Genomic DNA, 12,608 nt, shown 5'->3' on the forward strand with positions numbered 1-12,608 from the left:
GCGAGACGCTGTGGGCCTCTGTAACTCTCGCGAGAGTCAGCTGCAACGAACCGCCTTTCGGCTCCTCGGCGAGGTGAGCTACTGCCCATCGACGGCTATGACGAGCATTATCGCCTCCTCATCCTCGGCGCCCTAGGGTACGCGCTAGGGCCGATCGACATTCATTGCATCCAGATCATGGCGGCTGCGAGATGGATGAAGCCGGTAAAGTTGGCGGTCCGCCTGTCGTAACGGGTGGCGAAGCGCCGGAAGTGCTTGAGTTGGTAGAAGCAGCGCTCGATGCGGTTGCGCTGTTTGTAGGCGTCGGGGTCATGCGGGATGATGATCCTGCGGGTGCGGTTTGACGGGATCACCGCCGTTGCGCCGATCTCGGCGATGATCGCGCGCAGGGCGTTGCTGTCATAGGCTTTGTCGGCCAGCACGGCATCGCCGCTTTGCCCGTCAAGCAGCGTGGGCGCCTGGGTGATGTCGCCAACCCGTCCGGCCGTGACGATGAAGCGGAGCGGACGGCCGAGGGCATCGGCCAGCATGTGGATCTTGGTGGTCAGTCCGCCTCGGGAGCGCCCCAGCGCCTGATCTTTGGCCCCCCTTTTCCGCTCGTGGCCTGCTGGTGGGCGCGAACGATGGTGCTATCAATCATCAGATACTGGTTGTCGCGATCGGCGGTCAGCGCGGCGAACACGCGCTCCCAGACGCCGGCATGGCACCAGCGGCTGAAGCGCCGGTGCACGGTCTTCCACTTGCCGTACCGCTCCGGCAGATCACACCAGTGCGCGCCCGACCGTAACACCCATAAACACCCGTTCAAGAACAGGCGGTTATCCCGGGCTGACCGTCCGGGGTCGCCAGCTTTGCCTGGCAGCAATGGCGAAATCTTCGCCCATTGCGCCTCGTTCAACTCGTATCGTTTCGCCGCCATCATCCGCTCCGCGTCGAATCACGGAACTCTATGAATCAGCGATCAATCCGCTTGGGAATCCTGAATGTCGATCGGTCCTAGCGCTGGTGCCAGCCGCGGGTTCGGATCCGCAACGGCTACGCAGCGCAGTCAGCGAGATCAGAAAGGTGCACGCTTCATACTACGCCGGTACGGCACTTCTCTTGGCCACGCTCACGCCATTAGCCCTGGTCTCAAGCAGGACATTTACACCACGCGCCTTATCTGACATGACTATGATAGCGTTCACATCTCCGTTTCCGCCGCAAAGCGCGACCTCCAAGCGTGCCCGGGATCGTTCAAGGCAGACCAAGATTTTACGCCTTCGGCGCCTTTTCGGGATTGTTTTGGGCGCCGCAACGCTGGCTGTGCCAAACAGCGCCTCGCCATAGCGGCAGAAGTCGTGCCCCACTGGGCTCCGAACCCGCATGGGTGCCGCGCCAATTCGCTTGACATCTTCAGCTAGGCCAAGTCAACCCAGCAATGTCTGGCCATTCTTGGCGACGGTAACTTGGCGTTCCCGAACATGAGCTTCGAACGAAATCGAGTTGCCGTCCTGCCAAAGATTGACAGTAATGATCTCACCCGGAAACACGGGGGCAGAAAAGCGGACGCGATGACGATGAAAGGCAGAGGGATCGTAGTCAGCATAGGTCTGCAACACGGCTCTGCACGTCAGTCCATAGGTGCACATGCCATGGAGAACGGGCCTGGGAAAGCCCGCTCGGCGCGCAAATCCCGGATCGCTATGTAAGGCATTTCTATCACCGGACAAACGATAGATCAGCGCTTGGTTGGGTTGGGTCGGGATATCTACTGATCGGTCCGGTGCTCGGCGAGGTATTTGATGCGGCTTGGGCATTCCCTCCGATGGTCCGTCAAAGCCCCCGTCGCCCCTCGCAAACGTCGACGAAACGATTGTGGCGATCTTGTCCTCCGTGCCGTCTTTAACGATGACTTCGTTCTGAATGATCGCCCCTTTCTCCCTTCCCTTGTCGTACACGCCGCGCACACGCGCATCCGCAGTAACCTCGGCTGCGATGGGAATCGGTTTGTGAAACGTGATGTCGCGTTCGCCGTCAAGAACCATGACGCGGTTGAGGTCGATGACCCCGGGTCGTGCCCCCCATACGCAGACCGAAGCAAAAGTCGGAACAACCTTTAGCGGCTTGGATGTTGCAAATGCCTCGTTGACAAACTGCAGCTCCTCTTCGTTCAGAGGATCGGAGCCCATGCCGACCCCAAGCGCGTAAAGCATCACCTCCCGATCGCTCCACGAATAGGGCACGGCTTCGGTCTTGAGGTCGAGTATGGCCGGATAGTCGATCGGCATCAGCCGCTCCTCGTTCTCGTTACCATGGCGTCAGGCCCGCTTACAGAGCGGCAGTGGCGGTCCACTGCTCCATCAGCTCTCGTCCTCGTCAAGTCCGGTCTCCCGGCCAATTCTCGTATTGATGAACGCAACCAGCATTTTCAGGCGCGGCACCATTCCGCTCTCCGAAGCTGTTGCCAACGCCACGCGCTTCTATGCTCGCCTTTTGTCCAGCAACACACATGTGAGTACGAGCATCGCGCGTCTTCCTTGACTTGGCACCCTGCTCAGAGTTGTTGAACTTCACTAGCAACGGCCATGCCAGAACCGTCAGCGCGTTAAGCGTCTGATGCCACATGGCCTTCCGACAACGCCCTCATGTTCCGCACCCGACGGGGGCTTGTGCCTGTCAGCAAATGGACACCGCTTGACGCCCAAAGGCACAGCCTAAAGGCCCATCGAACCCCTTGCACACTCCATACCCGGCTGCTCCCTTGGCGGAATTCCAATTCCATGCACCCAGACTGAGCTCAGCAGCCAACGTTCAAAGCTTGCCGATAAGGCCTAGTACGGCGCTATATGCCGCCATTCCTCCTTGGCGGCACCAAGCCGCCGACTCCTCGAATCGCGCTGTCCGCCGATCGCACCATGATCCATGATAGGTGTGAAAGCGTTTCCTGTTTGTCGTTTAGATAGGCGATTGGCATGGCCATGCAGCTCGACCCTGTTAGTCAAACGGGCAACTTGATCGCGCCCGGGATATAGTCATCCTTAGACGCGGCAAGCGGCGGCGAATGACCAGCCCGCCGACACGGCAAGTTGCGCCAACTCTGCGCAAATCAACTTCATCCGACAAACATATCTTACAGTCAACCAAGGTCCTGAACCAGACGGGGCACGGAACCGGATGATGCTCACGAACGCTAACGACCAAGTCCATTCGCTCACGTGCGTTCTCATGAGGTCGAGACGGATCAGGTCGTGCCAACTTAATTAGCGACCTTTTTTGCGGACCCACCGAGCGCATCGTGCGTAGCCTGCCGTTCGAATAGCCCCCGATAGATGCCGCCAGCTCGAGTCAGGGAGCCGTGGTTGCCCTGCTCTACGATCTCACCTCGATCGAACACCAGAATGCGCTCGAAGTTGCGTACCGTCGATAGCCGGTGCGCAATCACGATCGAAGTGCGTCCCTTCATCAACCGCTCCATCGCCTGTTGGATCAGCCCCTCCGATTCCGAATCGAGGCTTGAGGTGGCCTCGTCCAGAATCAACACCGGCGCATCCACTAGGAATGCACGCGCTAGCGCGACCCGCTGCCGCTCACCGCCCGACAGCTTTACACCGCGCTCGCCGACCAGCGTGCCAGACCCCTTCGGCAGCCGTACGATGAAGTCATGCGCATTGGCGAGCCACGCTGCCTGCTCGATCGCTGCCACGCCTGCTTCTGGCCGCCCGTAGGCAATGTTCTCAGCCAGCGTGCGGTGGAACAGCATCGGTTCCTGCTGCACGACCGCGATCTGGCTGCGCAGCGATTGCTGTGTCGCCTTGGCAATATCTTGGCCGTCGATCAAAATCCTGCCGCCAGAGAGATCATAGAGCCGCTGCACCAATTTGATAAACGTCGTCTTGCCCGATCCGGAACGGCCGACAAGTCCAACGCGTTCGCCGGCGCGGATGTCGATTGACAAGGCATCGTACAACGGCGCGCGGTGATCCCCATAATGAAAAGTCACGTCCTCAAACGTGATTCTCCCGCCGCGGATATCAATCGGTTTGGCGCCCGGTGCATCGATGATGCCCATCTGCTCTCGACTGATAGTAACAAGTTCCATCATGTCGTTCACAGAACGCTGCAGATTGTTGATGTAGATGCCGACCTCACGCAAATAGGCGTGGATGACGTAGTAGCTCGTCAGCATATAGGTCGCGTCGCCCGCCGAGGCACGCCCTGCTATCCAGAGCAGGATCGCGCCGCCCATTATCAAACAGCGAAAACACAAAAGCATCACGTGCTGCACGATGAAAGTCGCGTTTCCGCGCTGCCACGTGCGCGACATCCGTGCCTGCCATTGTTTGACAACACCATCGAATCGCGCATCCTCACGCGTCTCTGCGCCGAATGATTTCACCACGGCGTTGCAGGTGAGCGCATCTGCAAGCGTGCCGCCAACCTTGGTATCCCAGGCATTGGATGCTCGGGCCGTTGGCGCGATATAGCCGATCGTCATCACTATCGTGACCGCGACGTAGATGACCGCGCCGACAGTGATCACGCCGCCGAGCCACGGCCAGTGCAGACTTAGCAAGATCATTGAGCCTACGAGCACCACGAGCGACGGCTATAATGCCATCAGAACGGTGGTATTGAGCAGGTCGAGCGCAGACATGCCGCGCGTGATCTGGCGAACGGTCGAGCCGGCAAAGGAATTGGTGTGCCAATCAGTCGAGGAGCGCTGCACCCGCACGAAGGCTTCGTATGTTACATCAGCGATCGTCTTCAGCGTGAATGGCACAATTGCCTTGAGGCCAACAAATCGTAGGATCAGCGAGATGAGACCCAGGACCACGATACCGCTGAATGCAACCAGCGCCGCATGCCGGGCGGCCGGATCGTACGGACCCGGCGTTAATGCGTCAACGAGATGGCCCGAATAAACCGGCATGAACAAGTCGGCGATCGGTGCACCTAAGAAGCCGACGAGAACGATCGCGAGGCGAACAGGCTGCTTCAGCCAGTGCTGGAAGACGAATGGTATGACCTCACGGAGCGCGGCGGGTCGTTTGTCATCCTGAACATTCATGGCGCGATTAGGCGGCACTCACAGCGCGAGCCAACTCCATCTGAATTGGCGCACGATGGCGCAAGGCACTACTAGGAGAGGCATTGAAAACCGGTTGTTGGATGTCCTGAAAGAGCTGGACGTCGGCTTTATCAACGCCGGCGATCAGCGGCACGGCCTAGATTCCTTCAAGAGCAGCAGGCGCAGACAAGCGACCGGTGTTCCAGGCATGATCCGGTAGACCGTCGCCCATTTGGCCGACGAGGCGCGGCTGACACATGTATCGGTCACAACCTGCAAGCGCGAGCTTTGGGGCCGTGTAAGAGAATTGCCCTGCCTTTGTTGATGGGTGCACGATGTCGCTCGCAAACAGTTTGCGTCACGTCTCGACAAGCCGCGCATTCCTTTCAGATAGGACGCTTGGTGCAGGCGCTGGCTAACTCCAACGATAACAGATCTACTCAGTCTAGCCATTATCTTGTCCTTGCCCGGCACATGCAACGTGCAACCGAACTGCTTTGTCTGCATGTCGGCTGCAGCACCTGGCTGTGCGATTGATGGTTCGAATGTCATAACGTCTCGAACAACTGCAACAGCGCACTAAGGTCGACTTGCGCTACTATTGCTGTCTTTGAGTAGCAACAGCCGTGCCAACGATCTGCATACGTGACAAGCCGTTGTTTGGGGATATAAAAACCCGCATGCCACCGAACAGCTGCTGTCTAGAGCGCGACAGTCGTCATACTTGCCGTTGGAAACCAAACAACATCTGCGGCCATTTGCGCCCGAATGAATGCCCTACGGCCTCCTCGATCACGGCTGAGCTGACCCCAGCAGACGCCACCAACGTCAGAATTCGTGCTGGCTAATGGGAGTCACAACTTAAGGTTCGGCACGTAAAAGTTCTTTCTTTCTCAGAGCTGCTCATGCGGTTCATGTGGGTGGCACGGCGATTGCTACTGCGGAACACGCAGCAAGCTCGAGGGCGGTGGAGTTCGTTCGGACGTCGCTGGTGAAGATAGCTAGATCGCTACAATCATGCGCGCGGGCACGATTTGTGCTCTCAAAGAACTCAATTAGTTCGCTGAGAACCTCCCCTGCCCGCCAACGAGAGCGCTGTAGCGTTCTAATCGGGACATGCCATGACGTTTAACCCGAGTGAGGGATATGGCCGACAATTTCATCGACAGACTGTGCAAGTCGCTCCGCAAGGGTTCGGTGCTGACTGGCACGGACATTGACTCTCGATATTACCACGATTTGGCCGGCAAACCGGTCGCGAAGCCGCGAGCGGTCGTCCGTCCAAGGACGACGGAGGATGTCTCCGTCTTGCTCCGGCTCTGTCACAGCGAAAAAGTGCCATTAACGACCCAGGGCGGCATGACCGGATTGGTGCGCGGCGCTCTGCCGAATTCCAGTGAAATTGTGCTTTCGATGGAACTTATGAATGCGGTCGAGGAGGTGGACGCCTCCTCAACCGCAGCTGTGGTGCAGGCCGGCGCGCCGCTGCAAAAGGTACAGGAAAGGGTCGGGCAGGAAGGCTACATGTTCCCACTCGATCTCGGTGCGCGCGGTAGCTGTACGATCGGGGGCAACATCTCGACAAATGCCGGCGGGAATCGCGTGATTCGGTATGGCATGATGCGCGACTTGGTCCTTGGCCTGGAAGTCGTTGCCGCCGATGGCACGGTGCTACAGGGCTTGCGCAAATACATCAAAAACAATACCGGCATTGACCTTAAACAGCTTTTCATCGGCAGCGAAGGGACTCTCGGCGTGGTGACGCGAGCCGCCTTGCGCATCTTCCCCGCGCCTACTGAGCGCCAAGTTGCGCTTTGTGCCCTACCCTCCTTTGCACGAGTTATCTCGATCTTGGGGATGGCGCGGAAACATCTGGGCGGAGAACTGACGGCATTTGAAGTGATGTGGAACGAGTACTACCGACTTGCGCTTGAGCGCGTGAACGGCCTGGTCCGGCCGCTGCCGGTCCATTATCCTTTTTATGTCTTGATCGAGGCCTCCGGTGACGATGCCCATCGCATCCATGCCGATCTCGAAAAGCTTCTTGATATGGCAATGCGCGCGAACATGATTGCTGACGCGACGCTCTCGATGTCAAATGCATCTGCAGCAGCGATATGGCGCATTCGCGATTGTAGTTTGGAACTTGCCCGGACGTTTCCTTATGCTGCGCGTATTGCCCTTGACGTCAGCATAGCCCTCAACCGAATGGATCAGTATGTGAGGACAATTGCCGAGCGTATGAGGGAGATCGATTCCTGCGCATTTGCGATCGTGTTCGGTCACGCCGGCGATGGTAATCTGCATATCGAGCTACATCATGAGCACACGCCCGACAGGCGCCAGGAATTGGAGGCGCTTGCTTATCAGATCACCAGTGAATTCGGCGGATCGATCTCAGCGGAACACGGCATCGGCATAGTTAAGCGGCCGTACCTGAATTTGAGTAGGACGTCGGAGGAAATCGAAACGATGCGTGCGCTCAAGCGAGCGCTCGATCCGAACAATATCCTGAACCCGGGACGCATTTTCACGATGTGAGAGGATGCGAGCACCGAGCGGGAAGCTCGGCGTGAACGGCCAAACCTGTGCAAGGCCTTTCCTGCAGGTTGAGGTCCAACGCTTGTCATGGCCCTGGCCCGGCCTCCTCGCAGTTCATGGGTTGCTTCGCTCGACATCCATAAGGAGAATGCTGATGCGGCGCGCGCTCGGACTGGTCGCATAAACAATTCGGCTCAAGCTCAGCTCTCACCTTTGGCGGAGATAGAGCTCGCCCCCGATTCAAGGAGGCAATGGTTAAACCGCGCCTGCTCGTCACGGGGAACAGCTTGCAAAGTCTCAATTGTTCTTCGCGTGCCGTCCAGCAGCGGCTGGCGAAATCGGTCGATCAGGATCATCACCTATCCTGAAAGCACCGCGAAGGTGCTACCTCGATCACAGTTGTTACGTGCTCGCGCGCCACGCTTGTGCGGATGAGTGGCTTGTTCCGTAACGGAAAGAGACTGGTTATTTCCGTTACAAGGCCGTCGCAGAGGCGCGAACCCAGTCTTGCGGCGCGAGGCGCTGGCACCGGCGACGACTATGAGGTGCACCGGCGCGCACAGGCGTTCTTTGGTTACTAGACAACCTTACGCCACTGAGACGAAGTCCTCCCGGGCTAGGTGCGCCCCGGCCGAGCCGATCCTCCCCGCTGGTAGAATTCTGTTAGGCGTCAAGCCAAACCGGACCACGAACTCTCGCCGGTCGAGGATTTAACTGTTCCCGGTAACGGGGCGTCGTTTTGCTGAACCAGACCAGACGTCTGCTGGGCACGTGAACTTTATAGGAACAAGTCGCCATGCCAATTACGGAAGAATCGTGCCCCGCCAGCCGCCCAAAGCGGCGGCCCTGAGACTGCGTTGGTCATCAAAGCATAATTGCGACCATGAGATTGAGTAAGGTTTCAAAAGCGTCGTCACTATCCAGGATGTGAATGCGTTTCATCCAAAAGCGCAGTTTTACTAATTGGTACTGCCGGGTAGCAGAAACGCCGGCCATTAAGCGACATCGGTACGTTTTCCGTCAGACAATGCTTTGAGGACTGCATCATCATGCAGGCCGCGCTCCGACTGTAGGCCCGGTGCTGGAGGCACCAACTCGATATTGGCGCAGGAACGCCCGCAAGCTCGAAATGCGTGTAGATGATCATGCCGTGCGCTTCACGGACCGATCTCGCGGCTCCAATCGTCGCCTAACATGGCTTGCGCCAATTTGAGCTGGCGTGATGTTGAGGTCGCAACCAAGGTATGTATTGACCGCCTATCAACTTCCGACCTACAGCTCGCGGGTTCGTCCCGGGAGTTCTGTGCCCGTGGCGCCTTGGTCGGATGAATCAATAATGCGAAAATGACCTCAGTAGGGATCACTCCGTCCACGGACGAGAATGACAAATGCAAGACAATTTCCTGGTCGTCCGCATCGCTTGCATCTGTTGGTCATGCTTAGCTCAAATATTTAGATTTGCGCACAACGCTCTCCCTAACATTCTTCGCGATGCCACTTATGATGGGATTTCAGAAAACAGGCGTCCTGACGTCGCGGGCGGCCGGCTGTTGATCGGTAGAGTGATAGCATGACGAGTTCGAGCAGGCGGCACGTGATCATCATCGGCGGCGGCGCCAGTGGTGTGCTGCTTACCTACCAATTGCTGCATCGGCCGACGAGCGATCTACGCGTCACCCTGATCGAGCAGCGTCCCGATATCGGCCGGGGCATCGCATATCATACGGGTAACCCTGATCACTTACTCAACGTACGCGCCTCAAATATGAGCGCGCTGCCCGACAAACCAGACCATTTCTGGCGCTGGCTGAGCTCGCGTGATGCAGGCGCGCCGCTGTGTCTTGATCCCTACTGTTTCGTGCCACGACGCATCTACGGCGATTACATCGCGAGTTTGCTCGAGCAACAGACAGCCAACCCTATGGACGCACGGCGTCTATCGATTCTGCAAGGTACTTGCGTCGACATCAACGAGGGGCCCGCCTGCGTGTCGGTTACGCTGGATGATGGCAGATCGCTAGTGGCCGATACAGTCGTTCTTGCAACGGGACATGATACGAAGGCTAACCGCCCGGCTCATGTAGATCCCTGGGCTCCGCGGTCGTCCGCTCTTATCGACACTGATGCAACCGTATTGATTCAGGGCACGGGCCTTACCATGGTCGACTATGTCCTGTCGTTGCTGCGTGACGGCCACCTCGGACCGATCGTGGCGATGTCACGGCGCGGCCTGCTCGCAAAACCCCACCGTCACGTCGATGCTTTGCAAATTGATGAGACGGATGTTCCTTTCGGCGCCGGTATCAACAACCTGCTACGCTGGCTTCGCGACCTAATTGACCGGAATGCGGCCCAGGGTGGCGATTGGCGCAGTGTCATCGATGGCCTTCGGCCCTATACCCAGCGGCTGTGGCATGAGCTCCCCAGGGCATCAAAACACCGCTTTCTCGAGCACACGCGCGCCTGGTGGGACGTGCATCGGCACCGGATGGCTCCCGAAGTCGAAGCACGCATCACCCAGGCGCTTGACAGCGGACAACTCACCCTGATGGCTGCAAAGGTGGCCAGCATCGAGCCCAATAGCACCGGAGCCAGAGTCACGTACCGCCGCCGGGGCCATGCCAATCCCCTCGAGATGCAAGTCAACACCTTGGTCGATTGCACCGGCATCGTCAAAGATCCGCGCGCTACGCTCAATCCAGCAGTGCGTAGTTTGTTCGATCGTGGTCTAGCCCGGGTCGACCCACTCTGCATCGGCATTGAGACGGATCGCAATTGTGCGATCATCGAGCGCGACGGCACGCCTTCGTGCCGCCTGTTTGCGGTCGGTCCGATCACACGTGCGACTTTTTGGGAAATCGTGGCGATACCCGATATTCGCAACCAATGTGCTGCACTTGCGGCCCTCCTCGTCAATACGGCAAGGGAGTATTGACCAAAACCGCAATCATGAAACGCGTCTGACTATTGGACCTCCCGCCAAGAAATGCCGCTCTTCTTGAGGTCCATACCATAAGACAAAAGGGTCGCTATCTATGAACTTGTTCTGAGGTCCGCAGCACTTGCCCAGACGGCACGACTGCGGCGGAGGCGGACGATCTCTCCTTTGCACGAGAAATCGAAGGCAGCACGCGTTGGATTTGGCTCGCGCCAAGAAGGATACTCGTGCGCTCCGATCGGATCCGCACTATCAGCGCTTTTAAGAAGAGGTACTCAGGTGGACCGAGAACTAGCCCGCGATAAGAGCGCGGCCGCGCGATGACAATTGCCAGCAGGCTTATTGTGCTCCGTGACTAAGCCTTAAGAAGCCGGCCGGCTCGAACAAGATCGATCGTAGCCGGCAATCTCCCAAAATTCGCAAGCTGGCGTTAGGATTTCCGTTGCGGTCTCCCGCTCAGAACGCGGTGACATATTAAACACGCGAGCGCTTGCTCGTGACTTCGCCGCTTCTTCATCATCGCTTCGACCTCTGCGCGAAAAGCCTGGCGCGACGCATCACGCGAGTAGAACGTGTGACGCCCGGATAGACCGCGAGCTTGACGCGCGGCGCCGCAGCAAAGGTGAGCAACAGATCGAGCACAAGCTGCGAGCCAAAATAGGTCGTGGCGAGGCCGAACAGGCCATGTCCCACCAACATTGTCATCTTTGCGTCCGTCGCAAGGATCTGGCGCAGCTCAAACAAAGAGTGCGGGGGGGCTTACGCCAAAATCCCAGGCTCGCCAAACCGCGGCGTTGCTCAGCTCATAGTCCGGCCGCCAATTCAGCTTGCGCGAGAGGAGATCGCCGGTGGCGCTGGTCAGGGGCGCCAGAAGCGTGTCACGCGAGGGATCGCCGAATCCGAGGCTCCCTCCATCCATATATGGATGGAGGCCACGGACGGAAGCATCGAAGCGGCTGGCCACCCCGCCGTTGTTGTGGTCGAGCTCGCGGCGGAAGGCGTCGACATCGAAGCGGCCCGCGAGCCTGCGGCTCACCGCCTGGTCGATGCCGGTTAGTGCTGCGACCTTGTCGGCTAGCCGCGTGGCCGCTTCCTCCTCCGCCCTGCCTTTGACGAGGTCTGTCAACAACTCGCCGCGCGCGTAAGCTTCTACTTCGGCGAGATCGAGCGGTCCTTTGGCTTCGCGTGCAATTGCGACATAGCTCGGCAGCATTGCGACGTTTTGAAGAAGGCTAGTTCCGTCGAACACCGGCGAGATCATGATTAGGCGCTTGTTTCCGACGCCCTGTTGCATCTGCACTGGCGCACCATCTTTGGCCCGCGAATATCACCATAGTTTTCGCCCGCGACATACATTGGCGACAACAGCCTTTCATGCTTCTCGAGCCACCGGCGGATTACCAGAGCGAGCGAGCTGACATCGCCGTCCACCGAAAAGAACCGTTTGCGGACATCCTCGCCGGTCGCGACGAAGCGGCTATAGCCGGTCCCGACCGGATCGATAAAGACGAGGTCGGTGAAATCGAGCCAGGTCTCCGCATTCGGCTTCACGTCCGGAGAGGTCGATGGTGTGACCTCGTCAGCATTGATCGGCAGCCGCCAGGGACCGGCATTGCCGAGCTGTAACCAGGCCGACGATGCACCGGGCCGGCCGTTGAAGAAGAAGGTCACAGGGCGCGTGACGCGGTCGCTGCCGTCGAGTTGATAGGCGGTGTATGCGATGTCGGCCTGTGGCTCGCCCGTGTCGCTGAACAGGCGGATGGAGCCCGCGATCGCCGCAAATGCGAGCGTCCGACCGGGCAGCTCGAGCGTTCGCCTGGTGGTGGAGTCCGGCGGAAGTCGGCCGCTGACGGCGTGCAAGTGTTTGACTTGCGCGCGCGGCGGGACCGCCCTTCTGGTGGGCCAGCGTCGCGGCCCCGGGGCGCGACGGCCGATTGTCGGTCCAAGCGCTCCCCATCATGCCTCAGGCAAACAGGGCCAGTGCAACAGCAGTGCGGCGCAGCGCAGTCCTAGCGAAGTGCACCGAGTCTCTCCCGTCCCGGCCACACTTAGCGCGCATGAGGCGTGTCTCCCAAAAGG

The 12,608-nt window shown here is 58.7% G+C and carries 9 protein-coding genes and 1 pseudogene; 2 read left to right on the plus strand and 8 right to left on the minus strand.

Annotation, left to right across the window (positions count from 1 at the left end):
- Positions 1-161: 161 nt before the first annotated feature.
- From NLM27_RS26475 to NLM27_RS26490, 4 genes and pseudogenes are all read right to left on the minus strand, one after another.
- Positions 162-919, minus strand: a protein-coding gene (locus NLM27_RS26475) for an IS5 family transposase (protein ID WP_254148933.1) whose coding sequence is annotated in 2 segments (ribosomal slippage) — positions 162-577 and positions 577-919 — 759 coding nt in all. Because the reading frame shifts where the segments join, the coding sequence is not laid out codon by codon here.
- A 490-nt stretch (positions 920-1,409) separates the two neighbouring features.
- Positions 1,410-2,270: a MaoC/PaaZ C-terminal domain-containing protein gene (locus tag NLM27_RS26480; RefSeq protein WP_254146091.1), complete on the minus strand. Its 861-nt coding sequence runs from the start codon at positions 2,268-2,270 to the stop codon at positions 1,410-1,412.
- A 968-nt stretch (positions 2,271-3,238) separates the two neighbouring features.
- Positions 3,239-5,050, minus strand: a pseudogene (locus NLM27_RS26485) (ABC transporter ATP-binding protein).
- Positions 5,051-5,057: 7 nt separating this feature from the next.
- Complete coding sequence (locus NLM27_RS26490) at positions 5,058-5,204, minus strand: hypothetical protein (protein WP_254146092.1); 147 nt, start codon at positions 5,202-5,204, stop codon at positions 5,058-5,060.
- Positions 5,205-6,196: 992 nt separating this feature from the next.
- On the opposite strand from NLM27_RS26490, the gene NLM27_RS26495 reads away from it, so the two are divergent.
- A complete protein-coding gene (locus NLM27_RS26495) occupies positions 6,197-7,591 on the plus strand; it encodes an FAD-binding oxidoreductase (protein ID WP_254146093.1) in 1,395 nt (464 codons plus the stop codon).
- 200 nt (positions 7,592-7,791) lie between these two features.
- Here the strand turns inward: NLM27_RS26495 and NLM27_RS26500 are convergent, their stop codons facing one another.
- Positions 7,792-7,947: a hypothetical protein gene (locus NLM27_RS26500; RefSeq protein WP_254146094.1), complete on the minus strand. Its 156-nt coding sequence runs from the start codon at positions 7,945-7,947 to the stop codon at positions 7,792-7,794.
- Between the two features lie 1,214 nt (positions 7,948-9,161).
- On the opposite strand from NLM27_RS26500, the gene NLM27_RS26505 reads away from it, so the two are divergent.
- The gene (locus NLM27_RS26505; protein WP_254146095.1) at positions 9,162-10,526 is read left to right on the plus strand and encodes an FAD/NAD(P)-binding protein; all 1,365 of its coding nucleotides are present in this window, start codon (positions 9,162-9,164) and stop codon (positions 10,524-10,526) included.
- A 519-nt stretch (positions 10,527-11,045) separates the two neighbouring features.
- On the opposite strand, the gene NLM27_RS44140 is transcribed toward NLM27_RS26505, so the two are convergent.
- Genes NLM27_RS44140 through NLM27_RS44150 form a run of 3 tightly spaced genes read right to left on the minus strand, consistent with a single transcriptional unit; the run spans position 11,046 to position 12,389 of the window.
- The gene (locus NLM27_RS44140) at positions 11,046-11,234 is read right to left on the minus strand and encodes a hypothetical protein (protein WP_375142278.1); all 189 of its coding nucleotides are present in this window, start codon (positions 11,232-11,234) and stop codon (positions 11,046-11,048) included.
- 31 nt (positions 11,235-11,265) lie between these two features.
- On the minus strand, positions 11,266-11,790 hold the full coding sequence (locus NLM27_RS44145; RefSeq protein ID WP_375142279.1) for a hypothetical protein: 525 nt from the start codon (positions 11,788-11,790) through the stop codon (positions 11,266-11,268).
- Between the two features lie 2 nt (positions 11,791-11,792).
- Positions 11,793-12,389, minus strand: coding sequence for a hypothetical protein (locus NLM27_RS44150; RefSeq protein ID WP_375142280.1), 597 nt, complete (start codon positions 12,387-12,389; stop codon positions 11,793-11,795).
- Positions 12,390-12,608 lie beyond the last annotated feature (219 nt).

The organism is Bradyrhizobium sp. CCGB12 (assembly GCF_024199845.1).
In the GTDB taxonomy this organism is placed as follows: domain Bacteria; phylum Pseudomonadota; class Alphaproteobacteria; order Rhizobiales; family Xanthobacteraceae; genus Bradyrhizobium.